The 20,221-nt window shown below is 50.2% G+C and carries 20 protein-coding genes; 15 read left to right on the plus strand and 5 right to left on the minus strand.

Features of this window, described 5'->3' with window-relative positions; genetic code table 11:
- Nucleotides 1-205: 205 nt before the first annotated feature.
- From OGW16_RS13045 to OGW16_RS13075, 7 genes are all read left to right on the plus strand, one after another.
- Nucleotides 206-1,726, plus strand: coding sequence for an FGGY family carbohydrate kinase (locus tag OGW16_RS13045; RefSeq protein WP_043015526.1), 1,521 nt, complete (start codon nucleotides 206-208; stop codon nucleotides 1,724-1,726).
- A 125-nt stretch (nucleotides 1,727-1,851) separates the two neighbouring features.
- Entirely contained in the window at nucleotides 1,852-2,787 is a 936-nt protein-coding gene (locus OGW16_RS13050; RefSeq protein ID WP_043015525.1) for a D-ribose ABC transporter substrate-binding protein, read from the plus strand.
- Nucleotides 2,788-2,830: 43 nt separating this feature from the next.
- Complete coding sequence (locus OGW16_RS13055; RefSeq protein WP_181230658.1) at nucleotides 2,831-3,451, plus strand: DUF2291 family protein; 621 nt, start codon at nucleotides 2,831-2,833, stop codon at nucleotides 3,449-3,451.
- A gap of 1 nt (nucleotide 3,452) precedes the next feature.
- On the plus strand, nucleotides 3,453-4,997 hold the full coding sequence (locus OGW16_RS13060) for a sugar ABC transporter ATP-binding protein (protein WP_100194078.1): 1,545 nt from the start codon (nucleotides 3,453-3,455) through the stop codon (nucleotides 4,995-4,997).
- Between the two features lie 17 nt (nucleotides 4,998-5,014).
- Nucleotides 5,015-6,082, plus strand: coding sequence for an ABC transporter permease (locus OGW16_RS13065; RefSeq protein WP_043015522.1), 1,068 nt, complete (start codon nucleotides 5,015-5,017; stop codon nucleotides 6,080-6,082).
- Between the two features lie 53 nt (nucleotides 6,083-6,135).
- The gene (locus OGW16_RS13070) at nucleotides 6,136-6,933 is read left to right on the plus strand and encodes an SDR family oxidoreductase (RefSeq protein WP_003831170.1); all 798 of its coding nucleotides are present in this window, start codon (nucleotides 6,136-6,138) and stop codon (nucleotides 6,931-6,933) included.
- 35 nt (nucleotides 6,934-6,968) lie between these two features.
- Nucleotides 6,969-7,754 carry an SDR family oxidoreductase gene (locus OGW16_RS13075; protein ID WP_043015521.1) on the plus strand — a complete coding sequence of 262 codons (786 nt, stop codon included), beginning with the start codon at nucleotides 6,969-6,971 and terminating at the stop codon, nucleotides 7,752-7,754.
- Between the two features lie 42 nt (nucleotides 7,755-7,796).
- On the opposite strand, the gene OGW16_RS13080 is transcribed toward OGW16_RS13075, so the two are convergent.
- A complete protein-coding gene (locus tag OGW16_RS13080) occupies nucleotides 7,797-8,501 on the minus strand; it encodes a GNAT family N-acetyltransferase (protein WP_075145024.1) in 705 nt (234 codons plus the stop codon).
- A 144-nt stretch (nucleotides 8,502-8,645) separates the two neighbouring features.
- Between OGW16_RS13080 and OGW16_RS13085 the strand changes: the two genes are divergently transcribed.
- Together OGW16_RS13085 and OGW16_RS13090 are read left to right on the plus strand one after the other, a co-directional pair.
- Nucleotides 8,646-9,764, plus strand: coding sequence for a YbdK family carboxylate-amine ligase (locus OGW16_RS13085; protein WP_080625580.1), 1,119 nt, complete (start codon nucleotides 8,646-8,648; stop codon nucleotides 9,762-9,764).
- Nucleotides 9,765-9,831: 67 nt separating this feature from the next.
- Nucleotides 9,832-10,080 carry a DUF1158 family protein gene (locus OGW16_RS13090; protein ID WP_047412821.1) on the plus strand — a complete coding sequence of 83 codons (249 nt, stop codon included), beginning with the start codon at nucleotides 9,832-9,834 and terminating at the stop codon, nucleotides 10,078-10,080.
- A gap of 21 nt (nucleotides 10,081-10,101) precedes the next feature.
- Here the strand turns inward: OGW16_RS13090 and OGW16_RS13095 are convergent, their stop codons facing one another.
- Both OGW16_RS13095 and OGW16_RS13100 read right to left on the minus strand, forming a co-directional pair.
- Nucleotides 10,102-10,443, minus strand: coding sequence for a RamA family antibiotic efflux transcriptional regulator (locus tag OGW16_RS13095; protein ID WP_003021996.1), 342 nt, complete (start codon nucleotides 10,441-10,443; stop codon nucleotides 10,102-10,104).
- 17 nt (nucleotides 10,444-10,460) lie between these two features.
- On the minus strand, nucleotides 10,461-11,573 hold the full coding sequence (locus tag OGW16_RS13100) for an MBL fold metallo-hydrolase (RefSeq protein ID WP_286518501.1): 1,113 nt from the start codon (nucleotides 11,571-11,573) through the stop codon (nucleotides 10,461-10,463).
- A gap of 190 nt (nucleotides 11,574-11,763) precedes the next feature.
- Here OGW16_RS13100 and OGW16_RS13105 point away from each other — a divergent pair, with 190 nt between their 5' ends.
- The 4 genes from OGW16_RS13105 (at nucleotide 11,764) to OGW16_RS13120 (ending at nucleotide 14,796) form a co-directional block, all read left to right on the plus strand.
- On the plus strand, nucleotides 11,764-12,345 hold the full coding sequence (locus tag OGW16_RS13105) for a TetR/AcrR family transcriptional regulator (RefSeq protein WP_087051593.1): 582 nt from the start codon (nucleotides 11,764-11,766) through the stop codon (nucleotides 12,343-12,345).
- Nucleotides 12,345-12,713 carry an MmcQ/YjbR family DNA-binding protein gene (locus tag OGW16_RS13110; RefSeq protein WP_043015516.1) on the plus strand — a complete coding sequence of 123 codons (369 nt, stop codon included), beginning with the start codon at nucleotides 12,345-12,347 and terminating at the stop codon, nucleotides 12,711-12,713. Before OGW16_RS13105 ends, OGW16_RS13110 begins: the two co-directional genes overlap by 1 nt.
- A gap of 119 nt (nucleotides 12,714-12,832) precedes the next feature.
- A complete protein-coding gene (nfsB, locus tag OGW16_RS13115; RefSeq protein WP_181633996.1) occupies nucleotides 12,833-13,486 on the plus strand; it encodes an oxygen-insensitive NAD(P)H nitroreductase in 654 nt (217 codons plus the stop codon).
- A 65-nt stretch (nucleotides 13,487-13,551) separates the two neighbouring features.
- On the plus strand, nucleotides 13,552-14,796 hold the full coding sequence (locus OGW16_RS13120) for a mechanosensitive ion channel family protein (RefSeq protein WP_043015515.1): 1,245 nt from the start codon (nucleotides 13,552-13,554) through the stop codon (nucleotides 14,794-14,796).
- Between the two features lie 54 nt (nucleotides 14,797-14,850).
- Here the strand turns inward: OGW16_RS13120 and pheP are convergent, their stop codons facing one another.
- Together pheP and OGW16_RS13130 are read right to left on the minus strand one after the other, a co-directional pair.
- Nucleotides 14,851-16,245 (minus strand): phenylalanine transporter, encoded by a 1,395-nt coding sequence (pheP, locus tag OGW16_RS13125; RefSeq protein ID WP_043015514.1) that lies wholly within the window; start codon nucleotides 16,243-16,245, stop codon nucleotides 14,851-14,853.
- A 146-nt stretch (nucleotides 16,246-16,391) separates the two neighbouring features.
- A complete protein-coding gene (locus OGW16_RS13130; protein ID WP_286518502.1) occupies nucleotides 16,392-17,477 on the minus strand; it encodes a YncE family protein in 1,086 nt (361 codons plus the stop codon).
- A 299-nt stretch (nucleotides 17,478-17,776) separates the two neighbouring features.
- Between OGW16_RS13130 and OGW16_RS13135 the strand changes: the two genes are divergently transcribed.
- Both OGW16_RS13135 and OGW16_RS13140 read left to right on the plus strand, forming a co-directional pair.
- Nucleotides 17,777-18,952 (plus strand): coiled-coil domain-containing protein, encoded by a 1,176-nt coding sequence (locus OGW16_RS13135; protein ID WP_286518503.1) that lies wholly within the window; start codon nucleotides 17,777-17,779, stop codon nucleotides 18,950-18,952.
- 615 nt (nucleotides 18,953-19,567) lie between these two features.
- Complete coding sequence (locus OGW16_RS13140; protein ID WP_075145027.1) at nucleotides 19,568-20,146, plus strand: helix-turn-helix transcriptional regulator; 579 nt, start codon at nucleotides 19,568-19,570, stop codon at nucleotides 20,144-20,146.
- The last annotated feature ends 75 nt before the right edge of the window (nucleotides 20,147-20,221 follow it).

Genomic DNA, 20,221 nt, shown 5'->3' on the forward strand with positions numbered 1-20,221 from the left:
AGTGTGATTCTCAGCACAATTGATGATTTTTTCTGTAGCCCAACGGAAAGATTGTAGCTAAGGTATTAAATAAATAATCAACACCGAATATATATTCAATAATTAAAAAAACGATGTCACAGCCAGGCCTGATGTAGTAATGACGCGACAATGAGGGGGGCTTTATCCTCCAAACCGGGACGCAATGTGACTCAGGAGATAATCTATGTGTGCAGCGAAGAAAGAGTTCATTATTGCGCTGGATGAAGGCACAACTAACGCCAAAGCAGTCGCGCTTGATGCACAGGGCAATGTGGTCGCAAAGTTTTCTCAGCCATTGGCGATTCAGACCCCTCGGGATGGCTGGGTTGAACAATCTGGCGAGGTGTTGATTGATGCTTCTATTGGCGTCATTGCCAAAGCAGTGAATCATGTTGGTGCTGAAAACGTCGCGGCACTGGCTATTAGTAATCAGCGTGAAACCGCCATAGGCTGGTATCGCCAGACTGGCAGACCGCTAAATTCCGCAATCACCTGGCAATGTACGCGCAGCGCGGCTTACTGCGAGGAGCTGCGGCATGAAAATAAAGAACAACTGATAAAATCAACCACAGGTCTGCCAATCGCCCCCCTTTTTTCCGCATCAAAAATGCGCTGGCTACTGGAATCCGTGACCGATGGCCCACAGCTGGCTGCGCAGGGACAAATTTGCCTGGGAACGATCGACAGTTGGTTGCTATGGAATTTAACCGCTGGTGAAGCCTTCTGCTGTGACTTTTCCAACGCCGCCCGCACACAGTTGCTAAACCTGCACTCTGGAGAGTGGGATGAAGCCATGCTGGCACTCTTCCACATTCCACGCGCCGCCTTACCGGAAATAAAACCCTCCAGTGGATTATTTGGTCATACACGTGGACTGAATGGCATTCCAGACGGCATTCCTGTGATGTCGATGGTGGGTGACTCACATGCCGCTCTGTTTGGCCATGCTCTTGGCGAAATGGGATGCGTTAAAGCAACTTACGGTACCGGGTCATCGGTGATGGCGCCGGTCAAATCAGCTCAATGTGATATTGACGCACTGGCTACCACCATCGCCTGGCACGATGGAAACAGCATCATATACGGACTGGAAGGCAATATCCCGCACACGGGTGATGCGGTGGCATGGATGGCAGACAGTACGGGTCTGAGCGAACTTTCGGATGCCGAACTGACCTACGAACTCAACACCCTTCCCGCCTCCGTTGATTCAACCCTCGGCGTTTATTTTGTGCCAGCACTGACCGGGCTTGGCGCGCCATGGTGGGACGACAGTGCCCGTGGAGTCATCTGCGGACTCAGCCGGGGAGTTAAACGAGCACATCTCATTCGTGCCGCACTTGAGTCGATTACCTATCAAATCGCCGATGTTGTAGTTGCCATGCAGCAGCACGATGATTTCAAGTTAACTGCATTAATGGTTGACGGTGGCCCCACCAAAAACGACTGGCTAATGCAATATCAGGCAGACTTGCTTGGTTATCCGGTTATGCGTAGCGATGTGCCAGAACTTTCCGCCATTGGCGCGGCATTACTGGCGCGTAAAGCGCTTTACCCTGGCTCACTGACTGATTTAAAAGCTTTTTTAACCGTACATAGCACATTTCAACCCGACATGGATCGCCATCATCGGTTGCAAAAAAGATGGCAGGAATGGCGCCATGCGGTAAACAGAACATTATGGAAACCGGCCTCGTCCGCCTGACGCCTCACCAGGGAAAAAGCGCGACGTTATTTACCACATATACAGGAGGATACCGGACCATAAAAAATTCAAGCTTTACGTTGTTTCACCGTACCCGACAATAACAACACAGAGAGAACATTGTCATGAAATTACGTTTAACGCTGTTAACTGCTGCAACCCTGACTGCTTTGTCTTTTACTGCTCATGCAGCGGAAAAAGGGACAATCATGATTATGGTGAATTCACTGGATAATCCGTATTACGCCTCAGAAGCAAAAGGTGCCAGTGAAAAAGCCCAGGAACTGGGCTACAAAACCACAATTTTGTCGCACAGTGAAGATGTGAAAAAACAGAATGAATTGATTGATACAGCAATCGGCAAAAAAGTCCAGGGTATCGTTCTGGATAATGCAGATTCAACGGCCAGCGTCGCGGCAATTGAAAAAGCGAAAAAAGCTGGAATTCCCGTCATATTAATCAACCGTGAAATTCCCGTTGATGATGTTGCACTGGTGCAAATTACCCACAATAACTTCCAGGCTGGTTCCGAAGTTGCAAATATTTTCGTCGAGAAGATGGGCGAAAAAGGTAAATATGCTGAACTGACGTGTAACCTTGCCGATAATAATTGTGTTACGCGCTCCAAATCCTTCCACCAGGTTATCGATCAGTTCCCGGATATGGTTAGTGTTGCCAGACAGGATGCCAAAGGTACGCTTATCGACGGTAAACGTATTATGGACAGCATCCTACAAGCTCACCCGGACGTGAAAGGTATTATCTGCGGTAACGGTCCAGTAGCACTGGGCGCTATTGCTGCATTAAAAGCGGCGAACCGCAGCGACGTGGTCGTGGTCGGTATCGACGGCAGCAACGACGAACGTGATGCGGTGAAGGCTGGCACTCTACAGGCAACCGTCATGCTCCAGGCACAGGCTATCGCAGCACAAGGGGTTACCGATCTGGATAACTACCTGCAAAAAGGCATAAAACCAGAAAAACAACGCGTCATGTTCCGCGGAATTCTTATCACTAAAGAAAACGCAGATAAAGTACAGGATTTCAATATCAAGTCCTGATCCCGGGTTGTTGCGCCTCTCAGGAGGCGCAGAGGAGAATATCATGTCTAAAAAAGCCTGGCTTGCGCTGGTCGTGTTGACCGTGGGAGGATGCCGCATCGTCTCGCAGCAGGAACTTGCGGACCTCAAGTCGCCACCGAATCCACACATGGCCAATATAGATCAAACGTGGCAAAACAAAATTGTCCCGCAAATTGTCGGGCAGGCTCGTCCGGTGGCTGATTTACTGATGGCCTTGCAAGCTGAAAAAGATTTTGATAGCGCCTGTAAAAACCTCGGCTATCGTTCCCAGGAAGAGAATCCCTGCATCTTTTACGTTAAAGTTGAGGGAAAAATTAGCACTCTGGATACCGCCTCTCGCAATGGGAAAATGACTATCGCCGATAAAAGCGGCAACAACATTATTGTACAGATTGGTCCGACGCTACGCGGCACACAATTACGCGATGCCTTTAAAGGCGCAAGTTATAGTGATTTCAATGACCAGGTATTATTTGGTGAATATGGTCGGGGAATTAACGAACAAGCAATAAAGATGATCCAATCTGCGCAGCTTAAAACCGGCGAGTCAGTACACGTTTATGGTGTTTTTTCTGAGTGGGAGATTCCAGGATCCATCCCGGATATTACACCAGCGAAAATTGAATCTGTAGGAGGACAATAACATGCAGCAGCAAGATATCGTCACTCCTCATTCCGTCGAATCTGAAGTTATTATCGAAACACACGATTTATCGCGTGTTTACCCTGGGGTAGTGGCGTTAGATAGCGTCAACTATCGGGTATATCGGAATAAAGTAAACGTGCTGATCGGAGAAAATGGTGCGGGTAAGTCCACCATGATGAAAATGCTTGCTGGTGTCGAAAGCCCTTCTTCCGGGCAAATTATTATGGATGGCACACCCGTTACATTAAATTCGACCCATCAGGCCGAAAAACTGGGTATCAGTATTATTTTTCAGGAGTTGAATTTATTCCCAAACATGAATGTCATGGATAATATTTTCATGGCAAACGAGTTTTTTCAGAAAGGGAAAATCAACGAAAAATACCAATACGCTCTGGCAAAATCCTTACTGGAAAGACTCGAACTGGATGTTGATCCGTATACGCCACTGGAAGAACTAGGGATCGGTCATCAGCAACTGGTCGAGATTGCGCGTGCGCTCTCCAAAGACACCCGTGTTTTAATCATGGATGAACCGACCTCCGCCCTCAGCCAGTCTGAGGTGAAAGTGTTGTTTAACGTCATTGAGCAACTCAAACGACGCGGCGTCACCATCATCTATATATCCCACCGTCTGGAAGAGTTGATGGAAATTGGCGATTACATCACGATTTTCCGCGACGGCCGTTTTATCAGTGAACGTCCAGTCAATGATGCCAGTATTCCGTGGATCATTGAACAAATGGTAGGTGATAAGAAAAAACATTTTGATTATCAACCCGCACCAAAAGGTGAAACGGTTCTATCCGTACAGGGTCTCACAGCCCTTCATCCGAGCGGCGGCTATAAGCTTAATGACGTGACATTTAGCCTCAGTAAAGGCGAAGTCATCGGAATCTATGGTCTGCTGGGCGCAGGACGAACTGAACTGTTCAAAGGCCTGGTGGGACTCATGCCCTGCCAGAGTGGGAGCGTGCAGCTTAACGGCGAATGCATTGATAAAGCCCATTTTCAGTCACGTCTTAAAAAGGGGCTGGCGCTGGTGCCTGAAGACCGACAGGGTGAAGGCGTTGTTCAGATGATGTCGATTCAGTCCAACATGACGCTGTCTGACTTCAGCCTGCAAGGCTTTCGCCGTGCCTGGAAATGGCTGAACCCGCACAAAGAGCAGGCCAGTGTGAAGGCAATGATCCAGCAACTGGCTATCAAAGTGAGCGATCCCGAATTGCCTATCACCTCATTAAGCGGCGGTAATCAGCAAAAAGTGGTGCTGGGTAAGGCATTGATGACGCAACCGCAGGTGGTTTTCCTTGACGAACCTACCCGAGGCATTGATGTGGGTGCGAAAACCGACGTGTATCACCTTATTGGCAAAATGGCGCAGCAAGGGCTGGCGGTGATGTTCTCTTCATCAGAGCTGGACGAAGTGATGGCGCTGGCGGACCGTATTCTGGTGATGGCCGATGGCCGAATCACCGCTGATGTCCCCCGTCATGCGGTCACCCGCGAGGCATTAATCGCGGCTTCTACACCTCAAGATTAATCAGGCTGGAATCCATCATGAACCAGAAATATATGATTTATATGTACCTGCTGAAGGCCAGAACGTTTATTGCACTGCTGCTGGTTATCGCATTCTTTAGCGTGATGGTACCTAATTTCCTGACCACCTCTAACCTGTTGATCATGACCCAGCACGTCGCCATCACAGGCTTACTGGCAATTGGTATGACGCTGGTGATACTGACTGGCGGTATCGATCTGTCCGTCGGGGCGGTAGCGGGTATTTGCGGCATGGTTGCAGGCGCCTTGCTTACCAACGGTCTGCCCATCTGGGGTGGCAACATCATCTTCTTCAACGTACCAGAGGTCATAATCTGTGTTGCCCTCTTCGGCGTTGTCGTTGGTTTTGTCAACGGTGCCGTCATCACCCGTTTCGGCGTTGCACCGTTTATCTGTACGCTCGGCATGATGTACGTTGCCAGAGGGTCTGCTCTTCTGTTTAACGACGGCAGCACTTACCCAAATCTGAACGGCATGGATGCGCTGGGCAATACCGGTTTTGCCACGCTGGGTTCAGGTACTTTGTTGGGGATTTATCTCCCTATCTGGCTGATGATTGCCTTCCTGCTGCTGGGCTACTGGGTAACCACCAAAACCCCATTAGGCCGCTACATCTACGCGATTGGAGGGAACGAATCCGCCGCACGTCTGGCGGGTGTCCCTATCGTAAAAGCGAAGATCTTTGTCTACGCCTTCTCCGGTCTGTGTGCCGCTTTTGTTGGGCTGATTGTGGCTTCACAACTGCAAACCGCACATCCGATGACCGGCAACATGTTTGAGATGGATGCCATTGGCGCAACTGTGCTGGGTGGAACGGCCCTCGCGGGAGGACGTGGACGTGTCTCCGGCTCCATTATCGGTGCCTTCGTAATTGTCTTCCTCGCCGATGGCATGGTGATGATGGGCGTCAGCGACTTCTGGCAAATGGTCATCAAAGGTGTGGTTATCGTCACCGCCGTTGTTGTCGATCAGTTCCAGCAAAAGCTGCAGAACAAAGTCATTCTGATGCGTCGCCACGACGAAAAGCTGGCGGCAGCACCCTCAGTAAATACCGTATCCAGTTAAGCAGCAACATTCCGCCGGGCATCTTTTGCCCGGCCCATACAGGGGATAAAAATATGCAACGTGATTTTCATGGTAAGACAATTGTCATCACTGGTGCTTGTCGAGGGATTGGCGCAGGTATCGCCGAACGTTTTGCCCGCGACGGCGCAAATCTGGTGATGGTATCTAATGCAGAGCGCGTCCACGAAACAGCGGAACAGCTTCGTCAGCGCTATCAGGCAGATATTTTATCTTTGCAGGTGGATGTCACCAATGAAGCGCAGGTGCAATCTCTGTACGAGCAGGCCGCAGCGCGCTTTGGCACCATTGATGTCTCAATTCAAAACGCGGGTGTTATCACCATCGACTATTTCGACCGCATGCCGAAAGCAGATTTCGAAAAAGTCCTCGCCGTAAATACCACTGGCGTATGGCTCTGCTGCCGGGAAGCCGCAAAATATATGGTTAAGCAAAACCAGGGCTGCCTGATTAATACCTCTTCCGGTCAGGGACGTCAGGGTTTCATCTATACCCCACACTACGCCGCCAGCAAGATGGGCGTAATTGGCATTACGCAAAGTCTGGCCCATGAGTTAGCGCCATGGAATATCACCGTCAACGCCTTTTGCCCGGGGATAATCGAAAGCGAAATGTGGGATTACAACGATCGTGTCTGGGGCGAGATTCTCAGTACAGATGAAAAACGCTATGGCAAAGGTGAACTGATGGCGGAATGGGTTAAAGGCATCCCAATGAAACGCGCGGGCAAACCTGAAGATGTCGCCGGGCTGGTCGCTTTTCTCGCCTCTGACGATGCGCGTTATCTCACCGGACAAACCATCAACATCGATGGCGGCCTGATTATGTCTTAATGCCCGCCAGGGTATCTGTTAAGAGAGTCATCACTATGATTGCAAAAGATTTTGCTCAACAACTGTTTAATCTTGAGGGGCGCGTCGCTTTTGTTACTGGCGCAGGCAGCGGCATCGGTCAGACTATCGCCTGCGCACTCGCCAGCGCGGGCGCACACGTAGTCTGTTTTGATTTGCGCGAAGACGGCGGGCTGAACGCGACCGTTGATACTATTACCTCTATTGGCGCCCAGGCTGCGCTCTATACGGGTGATGTCCGTCAGCTTAGCGACCTTCGCGCCGCGGTAGCCCTGGCGAAGGAACGCTTTGGTCGTCTGGATATTGCGGTCAATGCCGCAGGCATTGCCAACGCCAACCCAGCGCTGGAAATGGAAAGCGAGCAGTGGCAACGCGTTATCGACATTAACCTCACTGGCGTGTGGAATTCCTGTAAAGCCGAAGCGGAACTGATGCTGGAATCCGGTGGTGGCTCGATTATTAACATCGCATCCATGTCCGGAATTATTGTTAACCGAGGTCTTGAACAAGCCCATTACAATAGCGCTAAGGCTGGGGTCATTCATCTGTCAAAAAGCCTGGCGATGGAGTGGATTGGAAAAGGGATCCGCGTGAATTCTATCAGCCCTGGATATACCGCCACGCCGATGAACACTCGACCGGAAATGGTTCATCAGACGCGGGAGTTTGAAAGCCAGACGCCGATTCAGCGCATGGCAAAAGTGGAAGAGATGGCGGGCCCGGCACTCTTTCTGGCCAGCGATGCTGCTTCATTTTGCACCGGTGTAGACCTGGTTGTAGATGGTGGATTTATCTGTTGGTAAACAGCATTACGCCCGCAGCCATGGTTAGCTGCGGGCATTAATTTATTCTCCGCTACAGGCAGCCAGCGTTTTTCGTTGCCGGCCGTTTTCATCAAAGTTGTCGGCAGCCAGCCAGCGCTGTAACACGGCGTCACACTGGGGCCATTCGCCGTCAATCATCGATAACCAGTCGCTGTCGCGATTACGCCCCTTGCGCACAATCTTCTGGCGAAAGCGTCCTTCGAAGATAAACCCAAGGCGCTCAGCCGCCCGACGGGAAGCCGTGTTCAGGGAATCACATTTCCACTCCACGCGACGATAGCCCAACGCAAACGCCTGGCGCAGCAGCAGCCAGATACTTTCGGTGCCGAGTACCGTATTTTTCATGCGCGGTGACCAGGTCACATGACCAATTTCGACCGAACCGTGCTCTCGTTCAATCGCCATAAAGCACACTAGTCCAACGGCACGTCCGGAACGCTGCTCAATGACAGCATAGGGAACCAGAGATGCATCAGTAGCTTTCCCCTGAACCCAGCAAGCTGCGGCCTCAACGCTTGTGGGGCGAGAGCTGGCAAGCCAGGTCCAGTCGCGATCGTCCGGTGCCTGCGCATAGGCATCAAACAGATCGGCAGCATGGCTGTCGGCATCCAGAGGAACCAGTCGACAATATTGCCCTGTAAGCGTTTCCCGTGGCAGCACGGCGGCGCCATTCCAGCCCGGCACAACATCGCCGACGGTCTGTCCATAAAGATTTAGTTCCGGCACCTTTCAACCCCTTTTGCGAAGTAAAAAATAGTTATAACACCGGCCATTTCGCCTTCAAAGCGTCGCCAGAAGATTTTGACAACGAACAGAAAATCAGCAGCGCTTCTATACTCTAAGGATTCAATCAACGCTGAAGAGAACCCTATGCCACTACCCGATTTTCATGTTTCTGACCCTTTCACGTTAGGCATTGAGCTGGAAATGCAGGTAGTCAATCCTCCGGGCTACGACCTGAGCCAGGATTCTTCCCGGTTGATTGACGCCGTAAAGCCGCTGCTTACCGCCGGAGAAGTAAAGCACGATATAACGGAAAGTATGCTGGAGATGGCGACCGGGGTTTGTCGCGATATCGACCAGGCGAGTGCTGAATTATCCGCCATGCAGCAGGTAATCTCGCGGGTTGCTGCAAAGCATCACCTCGCCATCTGTGGTGGTGGTACGCATCCATTTCAAAAATGGCAACGTCAGGAAGTGTGCGATGACGAACGCTATCGACGCAACCTGGAAAATTTTGGCTATCTTATCCAGCAGGCGACAGTGTTCGGCCAGCATGTGCATATCGGCTGCGCAAACGGCGATGATGCCATTTATCTCCTGCACGGGCTGTCGCGGTTTGTTCCCCATTTTATTGCGCTCTCCGCCGCCTCACCTTATATGCAGACGTCCGACACGCGGTTTGCCTGCGCGCGACTAAATATATTCTCCGGATTTCCCGATAATGGCCCGATGCCATGGGTGAATAACTGGCAGGAATTCGAGGGGCTATTCCGTCGGCTGGCTTACACCAGCATGATTGACAGCATTAAAGATTTACACTGGGATATCCGCCCCAGCCCGCACTTTGGCACAGTAGAGGTTCGGGTAATGGATACGCCGCTGACCCTTGATCATGCAGTCAATATGGCAGGGCTTATTCAGGCTACCGCCCACTGGTTACTCACCAAACGCCCGTTCAAACACCAGGAGCGTGATTACCTGCTGTATAAATTCAACCGTTTCCAGGCTTGCCGCTTTGGTATGGCGGGAATCGTCACCGACGTCAACACCGGCGACGGCTGCCGCTTGTCAGATGACACATTGCGGCTACTGGAGAATATCGCTACCTCTGCAGATAAAGTGGGCGCGGCCAGCGCGATTGAAGCTATAGGCCTGCAGGTTAAAAATGGTCATGATGAAGCACAAAATATGCGTGATTTCGTCGCCGACGGCGGGTCGTTGAGTGGTCTGGTGAAAAAGCATTGTGAGATTTGGGCAGGGTTATAAGCGTGGGAATTTGCGTTGCCCGCAGAGATCCCGGACAATGGCTTTTTAACTCAAGTTTAACAATGCTATGAAACATCCGCTTGAATCACTGATGACCGTCGCAGGGATCCTGCTGCTGGCTTTTTTGTCCTGCCTGCTGCTACCCGCCCCCTCGCTTGGCCTGCTGTTGGCGCAAAAGGTCGTCACCACCTTTCATCTGATGGATCTCAACCAGTTTTATACTTTGCTGTATTGCCTGTGGTTTTTACTGCTGGGGGTGCTTGAGTATTTGCTGTTGCGCTTCATCTGGCGGCGCTGGTTCTCGCTGGCGGATTAGGCCCGCGAGAACTCTTCGTCGTTAATGCGTTCGGCTATGATTTTCTTTGCGATAAGCACCCGGCGGCTGGCTGAACGTACGGGTGAAAATACGCGTAAAGGTCTGCTGCGAATCAAATCCGTACTTCAAACAAATGTCGTACACTTTCTGGTCGGTATCGCGTAGATCGCGCGCCGCCAGCAGCAGCTTACGCTCACGGATGTAACGCCCGAGGCTTTCACCTTTGTACTGCATAAAGAGACGCTGCAGGTGCCATTTGGAATATCCCGCATGGCGCGCAATATCATCAATGCGCAATGGCTGATTCAAATTATCATCAATCCATTCAACAATCGTATCAATTACCTGAGCAGAAATCGTCATCATGCTCTCCCCTGTGTTCATTGAGTCGCCTGTTGCCACCAGGCCGTAAACGGTTGGTCCGGTTCGGACAGTACTACCGGTTCACCCAGCATGGGCGTCAGCAGGCGGTAATCCTGATGACGGCTGGCAAGCGCCAGTCGTTTGTAAGGATCATCCCAGGTATGTTTCGCCAGAACGAAACGGCCGGCATGCCCTGGCAACACGGCTTTCGCATGCAAATCTGCCGCGGCCTGTGCCGTCTCTTCCGGCATCATGTGAATAAACTTCCAGTCCTGGTCATACTGACCGTTCTCCATAATCGCCAGGTCAACCGAGCCAAACTGCTCGCCAATAGCTTTGAAATGCGGTCCATAGCCGGAATCGCCACTGTAATAAACGTTCTGCTCCGGCGTTTCGAACATGAAGCTCGCCCATAGCGTTTGGTTGCGCTTGATACCGCGTCCCGAGAAATGACGAGCAGGCAGCACATGAACGATCAGCGAATCCGTCACTCTGACAGACTGATTCCAGTCGCGCTCTTCGATTATCTCGCTGCACATCCCCCAGTAACGCAGATGCGATCCGACGCCGAGCGGCGTAATCACCCGCTTAATTTTCGGCATTAGCGCCTTGATAGTGGCGAGATCCAGATGGTCATAGTGATCGTGCGAGATGATGAGCAGATCGATCTCCGGCATCGTCTGCGCACTCCACGGATAATCTCCGGCGAAGGCTTTATTCAGGAATGAAAACGGTGCGGCATAATTGCTAAACACCGGATCAATCAGGATACGCTGACCCGCCAGCTGTAAATACCACGAGGAGTGGCCGAGCCAGACCAGCGTATCCTGCAGCGGCGCAAGCCCGGCGAGATCGGTCGCCACCAACGGTAACGGCTGCGCTGGACGCGCATTTTCACGCTTAGCGACCAGAAACTCCCACCAGGCCGCCAGCATACCTTTGTTGCCGGTATAGCCCGGTGTCGGCACCTGGTTATGAAACTGTCCATCACGATAGTGTGGTGACTGTTCAACCTGACTCAGTTGTGCCCCTTGCGGTGCCTGACCAAACCCGGCATTGAGTACAAACGGTAAACTTGCAGCTGCGGCAATAAGCATAATAACAACCACACAAACTGTGAGACGCTTCATATCCTGACCTTAAACGCGCCCCCTTTCCGCTGGTTTGCGCGACTGACTCTTGATTATGAGTGAGTAAGCACTCATTATAGAAATCGAAAGTTCGCCGTCAAGATGATTTTCAATCTTTGACATTCGCCGTTGCGGTGCAGCAAAGGCCGTGATTCAATCATGTTTTTTACAGACTTAAGGGTAAAGTGTAGTGGCTCGTCCGAAGAGTGAAGACAAAAAACTGGCATTACTGGAAGCTGCAACCACAGCATTTGCACAATCAGGTATTGCGGCCTCTACCGCCGTGATAGCCCGCAATGCAGGGGTTGCGGAGGGAACCTTGTTTCGCTATTTCGCGACCAAAGATGATTTGATCAACGAGCTTTACCTCTTTTTGAAGCAAGATCTATGTCAGTCGATGATGGCAAATCTGGATCGCTCAGTGACCGATGCCAAAACCATGACTCACTACATCTGGAACAGCTACATTAGCTGGGGCCTGAACCACACCTGCGGGCATCGCACGATTCGCCAGTTGGCCGTCAGCGAGAAAATCAGCAAAGAAACAGAACAACAGGCTGACGATATGTTCCCGGAATTACGCGATCTTTGTCATCGTTCCGTACGACCCGAATTTATGTCTGACGAGTATCGCGCCTTTGGCGACGCGTTGTTTCTTTCTCTGGCGGAGACCACCATGGAGTTCGCCGCCCGCGACGCGGCTCGCGCAAAAGACTATATTTCGATGGGGTTTGAAGCCATGTGGCGCGCACTGACCCGCGAGGAAAAATAATGGACGGCCAGACCCTGCATGCCTGTGCGAAGCGCCTGGCGCTCGAACAGCCTTTTACCGAACACTGCTGGCCATTCGGCCCGGAATACGACGTCTTCAAAGTCGGCGGCAAAATTTTTATGCTGGTCACTGAGCTTCGCGGACGCCCGCTGGTTAACCTGAAATCAGACCCGCAAAAGTCACTGTTAAACCAGCAGATCTACCCCAGCATTAAACCCGGCTATCACATGAATAAAAAACACTGGATCTCGGTCTACCCTGGCGACGACATTACCGAGTCATTACTGGCAGAGCTGGTGAATGATTCATGGCACCGCGTCGTAGACGGTCTGGCGAAGCGGGATCAAAAACGTCTACGTCCAGGCTGATTTATCGTTAACCCCGATAAGTGTTTTTGCATTTTCCTGTCTTATCTTTTTCCCGCTAACCCTGTACCCTGCTGAAACAAAACGCACCCGCAGGGTATAAAAAATCACCAGGAGTAGTTATGGATATTGTTTCTGTCGCCTTAAAACGTTACTCCACTAAGGCATTCGATCCGAATAAAAAACTGACCGCTGAGCAGGCCGAAAAATTAAAAACGCTGCTGCAGTTTAGCCCGTCCAGCACCAACTCTCAGCCATGGCACTTTATTGTCGCCAGCACTGACGAAGGTAAAGCGCGTGTAGCTAAATCCGCAGCCGGCGGTTTTGTATTCAACGAACGCAAAATGCTGGATGCTTCCCACGTTGTGGTGTTCTGCGCCAAAACGGCGATGGACGATGCGTGGCTGGAGCGCGTGGTGGATCAAGAAGAGAGCGATGGTCGTTTCGCTACGCCTGAAGCTAAAGCCGCAAACCATAAAGGCCGTACCTTCTTTGCCGACATGCATCGCAAAGAGCTGAAGGATGACAACCACTGGATGGCAAAACAGGTGTACCTCAACGTCGGTAACTTCCTGCTGGGCGTTGCGGCTATGGGCCTGGATGCTGTACCGATCGAAGGCTTTGATTCAGCGGTCATGGATGCAGAATTTGGCCTGAAAGAGAAAGGTTTCACCAGCGTAGTGGTGGTTCCGGTGGGTCATCACAGCGTAGAAGATTTCAACGCCGTACTGCCGAAATCTCGTCTGCCGCTGGAAACGACGCTGACGGAAGTCTAATCCTCCGCATTTGCATAAGCTCCGCACAGCGGTCATCATAGACCGCTGTTTATTAAGGAGACGTTATGCAGGAATTGATATCTCAGGTAGAAGAACTCGGCATTGAAATAAATCACACCACCTCATTGGTGATGATTTTTGGCATTATTTTTATCACCGCCATTATTGTTCACGTTATTTTGCACTGGGTGGTATTACGCGCATTTGAAAAGCGTGCCAGCGCCAGCTCCCGCCTGTGGCTACAAATCATCACGCAGAACAAGTTATTTCACCGGCTGGCATTCACCCTGCAGGGTATCATTGTCAATATACAGGCCGCACTCTGGCTACAGAAAGGCAGCGAAGCAGCAGAAATATTAGTGACCTGCGCTCAGTTGTGGATCATGATGTACGCCCTGCTGTCCCTGTTTTCCCTGCTGGACGTTATTCTCAATCTGTCGCAAAAACTCCCTGCCGCATCGCAATTACCGCTAAAAGGCATATTCCAGGGCATCAAACTCATCAGCGCAATTCTCGTCGGAATATTGATGATTTCCCTGCTGATTGGTCAGTCACCGGCAATACTGATAAGCGGTCTAGGCGCCATGGCCGCCGTGTTAATGCTGGTGTTTAAAGATCCAATCCTCGGACTGGTTGCCGGAATACAACTTTCAGCCAACGATATGTTGAAGTTGGGTGACTGGCTGGAAATGCCGAAATATGGTGCCGATGGCGCGGTTATTGATATTGGCTTAACCACCGTGAAAGTGCGCAACTGGGATAACACCATCACCACTATCCCAACCTGGTCACTGGTCTCAGACTCTTTTAAAAACTGGAGTGGAATGTCGGCTTCCGGTGGGCGGAGAATAAAACGCAGCATCAGCATCGATGCCACCAGCATCCATTTTCTTGATGAGGATGAGCGCCAGCGTCTGCATAAAGCCCACCTGCTGAAACCGTATTTAACAACACGTCACCAGGAAATTGACGAGTGGAATCAGCAATTAGATGCGCCTGAATCGGTATTGAATCACCGCCAGATGACGAATATTGGCACCTTCCGCGCTTATCTGAACGAATATTTGCGTCATCATCCGCGTATTCGCAAAGATATGACATTAATGGTACGCCAGCTTGCGCCGGACGATCACGGTTTACCGATCGAAATTTATGCCTTTACTAATACGGTAGTCTGGCTGGAATATGAAAGTATTCAGGCTGATATCTTCGACCATATCTTTGCCGTGGTCGAAGAGTTTGGTTTACGCATTCATCAGTCGCCTACAGGAAACGATATTCGCGCACTGTCTGGCGCGTTTCAGCGATAAACCGGACAGAGAGAAAATGGCCGATCCCATTATTAATATGAGATCGGCCATAGCTTAGCGAGGTTTACGACGCAACAGTTTGAAGGCAACAAACAGGAACAGGATCCACACCGGCAGCAGGATAGCTGACAGGCGCATTTCATCCATCGTACACATCAGCACCAGAATCATGCCAAGGAAAGCAATACACAGGTAGTTCCCTGCCGGGTACAGCAGTGCTTTAAACTGCGTGTCACGTCCCTTACGTCGCATCGCCGCCCGGAACCGCAGATGCGCCAGGCAGATCATAATCCAGTTCAGCAGTAACGTCGCCACCACCAGCGCCATCAGCAGGCTAAAGGCCTTTTGCGGCAGAACATAGTTGATCAGGACCACCAGTGACGTAATAGCGCCGGAGAGGATCAGTGAGTTCACCGGTACGCCACGACGGCTGACGCGGGTTAAGAACTTCGGCGCGTTCCCCTGAACCGAGAGACCAAATAGCATACGACTGTTAGAGTAAACACCACTGTTATACACCGACAGCGAAGCCACAAGAATGACAAAGTTCAGCGCAGAAGCCACCACGTTGCTGTCAAGATTATGGAAAATCATCACGAACGGGCTGCTGTTGGATTTCACCTCTACCCACGGGTAGAGCGCTAACAGCACCACCAGAGAACCGATGTAAAACAGCAGAATACGGTACACCACCTGGTTTACTGCCTTTGGAATGCTTTTCTGCGGGTCCTGCGCTTCTGCGGCAGTAATCCCGATAAGCTCCAGTCCGCCAAAGGAGAACATAATCACCGCCAGCGACAGAATTAATCCGTTCCAGCCGGTAGCAAAAAAGCCGTTGTAACGCCACAGGTTATCGATGCTTGCATGTTCCCCGCCGTTACCGGAAAACAGCATCCACACGCCAAAACCAATCATGCCGATAATGGCCAGCACTTTAATCAGCGCGAACCAGAATTCCGTTTCGCCATACAGACGTACGTTGACCAGGTTGACGGCATTGATGATCACGAAAAATGCCGCGGCCCAAATCCAGGTCGGGACATCGGGCAACCAGTACTGCATGTAGATCCCGGCCGCTGTCAGTTCCGCCATACCGACCAGCACAAACATCACCCAGTAGTTCCAGCCGGACAGAAAACCCGCGAACGGTCCCCAATATTTATAGGCAAAATGCGCGAAGGATCCGGAAACGGGTTCTTCCACTACCATTTCGCCCAGTTGACGCATAATCAGAAAAGCGATGATCCCGGCAACGCCGTAACCCAGTAACACCGCAGGTCCCGCCATCTGAATAGCCGGACCAATGCCCAAAAACAGGCCCGTACCAATTGCACCGCCCAGCGCAATTAACTGAATATGGCGGTTTTGCAACCCTCGTTGAAGCGTCGGCTCGTTCGTCGACGCGGCATCAGACACGCTGGTGTCAGATGCAGTTGACGCGTTTTTCACGCCCTTCCCCTGTGTCGTTTTTATTGAAGGGGCTTCTTTTAACATTTCAACCTGGTTGTCGCAAGGCGCAATCGATTGGATGCGCCGGGCTTCCTTGCCCAACGCACCGAGGCTCGGGAGAAAAACAATAGAAAGAAGGCGAGTTGTTATTGTTTATTCAAGTCAATACGTACCACGTTATCTGGCGCAGACGTAGAGTGGTCTTTATTAAATTTTTGCTTCACCGTCACAAACAGCGTTTGTCCATCCGCCGAGAGCAGCAGGCTGTTTGGGTTAGGGGGTAAATCCCAACTTTTCTTCACGCTGTAATCGGTCGCATTCAGGCTGAGCAATTTCCCTGAATCACGCTGCGTAATATAGATTTCGTTGCGTTTTGCGTTGAATTTCACCGCCAGCGAATCACCCACATCCAGTTTTTTCAGCAGTTTACCGGTATGAATATCCAGAACCAGAGTGGTTTTCGCTTTTGAGTTGTCGGTGACAAACAGACGACCCGTTTGCGGGTCTTCCGCCATGTTCAACAGCAACGCGGGTTTATCGCCCAGCGGCTGCCAGCGTTTTTCTACACGCTGGTTACGCGGGTTGATGACGAGAATTTCACCGCCGCCGTTAGCTGCATAAATTCGCTGCGTCACCGCTGAATAATGCAGTCCGGTCATCCATTTACCTGTGTTTTTAATGCGGGTTTTCAGCTTCAGGGTTTCGGCATCAACCACCCAAATCACCGCCGGATCCGCCACGGCGCCAATATAGAGCAAACCGTTATGCAACAGCACCTGACGGGCACCATACGGGAAACCTTCCGGGTTACGTTCCGGGAACAATACGCGATTTTTCACCTTGCCGTCAGCGGTATTCAGCGCGCTCAGGCCACCGTCCAGTGAGTTGGTGACATACACCGTTTTACCGTCCGGCGAGATAGCCATACCAAAGTTTTTCATATCGGTATGACTCAATCCAAGCGTTTTGAGCGTTTTCGGATCCAACTTGTAAACCACGCCGCCCTGCACATCTTTAAATCCTTCGGCGCTGGCAACGTACAATGCATCCCCTGCCGGGCTAAGCGCCATTTCATATAACCCATCCGCCAGCGCGCGTTGCTGTACATCGGTAACGGCAGGTTGTGCTGTTTTTTCCGTTACGCTGACGTTGCTGGCTGGCGTGGAATGCGCCGCACAACCGCTTAACGCCGCAGCAATCAGCAATGCCAACGCAGATGTTGTTTTTTTCATTGTCGGGATCCTTACCAGAAGTAATACAGAGAGTTAATGACAAAAGAGAATGAGAACTATACGCATTATCTTTTTTGAATCAAGAATAATTACCCGATAATAAAAAACATGAAACAGAGGTTTGAAGATGCAAACAGGTGCGTGCGACTTCCGGTTTTTCACAATTACAGTGAATTATTCTGGACGAAAAGGCATCGCAGGCCACAGAATGCGCTTTACTGTTTTTCTAACATTTTCAAACGGGTGAACCGGCTGTGTTTTAGTCACTCGTTTTTGAGCCAGGCCAGGCAACGACTGTCATGAATAAGATCATTAAACGACTGGAAATCGTCAAAAGCGCTATTGAACTGGAAGATGAGGAAATTATTTTCCAGCAGGTAGAACATCTGAAAAATGAGCCTTTATCCGTCGTGCCAGGCACCATTGTGCTGGCGATCGAAGAACGACGCTTTAGTGATGCCCTGCGTGAAATCTCAGCCTGGCTGCAATCTCAACGGGCAGTCTCTACGTGGCAGGATCCCGCCATTGCCGCCAGTAAACTGGAACTCAAAGCGCTCGAAACACAGCTGCGTGACCTGATCGATAAGCGCAACACGCGCATTCAAATCCTCGATGATTTCAACGATCTGTATCATCTTCGCCTTGGACCGCTGATGAGCCGGATCCTCGAGTTACGTAAACAGCTCGCCGCCAGCGCCCAGCGTAAACAGGAAGCGGAGCGAAAACGTCGGGAAAAAGACTATCAGTCCTGTCAGCACTATATTTCCCAGGCTGTTGATCAACTTGCCAGGCTCAAGCAGCACTGGATGAACCTTAATTCAGATTCGCGCGAATCGGTGGAAACACGCCAACGTATTCAGCAACAAACGGAACTGATTACCGCCCTGCTGGCGGAGATTCGTGAGTTGGAAAACGACTTTTCTCGCCAGGACGACAGCGCAACCCGCCAGGCTCAGGAAGAGGCCAGCCATGAATATGATGAATTTCAGGAGCAGCAGCAGGATGCGCAGCATCGTTTTAACCGTGACCAGCGACTTTCATCTGATGAACGTAATGAGTTAAAACGCCTGTGGCGCCAGGCCAGCCGTCTTTGTCATCCGGATGTGGTGGCAGATTGTCTGAAAGAGAAAGCGCATCAGATGATGGTTCAGCTTAACCAGGCGCGCCAAAATGCCGATCTTGCCGCCGTTCGGGCGCTACTGACTCAATTACAAAGTGGCCTCGAACCGATGATGGCGAGTGACCGATTGAACGATCTGCAGCATTTACGCAGCAAAATCCAGCAGCTCAGAGAACAAATTAACGCGCTGCTCAAAGAAATTACCGAACTGGAAGCTGAGAACGCCTGGCGGCTTGCCACCTCCGTCACAGATAAAGAGGCCTACTTCTGCGATCAACAACGGGCGCTTACGGAAATCCGCAATACCCTGGAACAACAGGTGCATCAGGTTGAACAGGAGCTGTTGGCGGGCTAAGCGCTATCAGCAATGCAATCAGAAAAAATAACCTCTTCAGGTGAGATTTTAAAATTAAGCACAAAAAGCCCAAAATAGGATAATTCCCTAAAAACTTAGCACCACTAAGAATTATCGACCTGAAAATTCTAATTTCAGGTCGATAACTGCAAATTGAGCGATATTTCTCTCTTCCCCCTGGCTCCCCTTCTCTTTGTCCTGGTCTTGATTAAGAATTCTCCTGGTCACCAATCATCTCATCAAGAAAAACAGGTATCTGTATGAAATATAAAGTTTTCCATATAAATCCCCTCCACAATGAATAGGAATACCCTGTCTTTATAGAAATCACTCAATCATTATTAGCGTGATCCATAAGCGAAATCTATCAATCATTTACGCAGAGCTGAAATAAACGATTTATCTTAAATTTTAACAAAGTGTAATATCTACTTTAAGAATAGTTAATGATTCGAATTAATACAGAAATATCTGTGGAATCTGTAATAAATAAGGATGCGTTCACACCAGAGAACGTTATACGAGATTTAATTAACATTTCATGCGTCGCAAGAAACTCTTTTTCTTCTTAAAAAAAGAGGCGGTCGCCTGCATCAAAATTTCAAGGAGATCGTTATGTCTAAGGCTATTTTTTTGGGTGACTCAATTTACCCCTGGCTAGGCATGCGAGAAATCCTACGTGGTTCATCATTATATATTGATATCGCGTATTACTCCTCTCAGACGCTTTCTGCCGTCAACATAATCCCTTATGAAACGGATTGCATCATTATTAATCCTGACAACACAGATTTTTTAAAATATGCCAGGATTATCCGCAACATGGCTTTACGCCCTGCCACAAGAATCATTGTATTGGCAGATGAAGCTACTTTTTCTATTTTTCAAACCGTTTGCGGGAAGAACATGCTGTTTCTCGATCAAGACGCCAGCCTTGATCGGTTACTGCATGCCGTAACGCGTATTACACAAAACAAAAAACCAAGCAATAACAAAGAACTACAAAATAAAATTACAGCAAACGAATTCAGCGTAATGATGATGCTGGCCCGGGGTTGGTCACTGACGCAAATCGCCGGAGCATCACAAAAAAGTGAAAAAACCATCGGGGCGTACAAAAGCAACATTGCCAGAAAACTCGGCAAAAATAACTCGCGACTCAAGTACACCATTTCCCACTATAGCCAGCCATAACTGACTTATTTAAGGACAATTATCACGCTTACCATTTAAAAGGTTTTCTTTCTACTCAAATTTTAAATTCCGCAT

Origin of the sequence: Citrobacter sp. Ce104, assembly GCF_030334595.1 — a bacterium.
Lineage (GTDB): Bacteria > Pseudomonadota > Gammaproteobacteria > Enterobacterales > Enterobacteriaceae > Citrobacter > Citrobacter europaeus.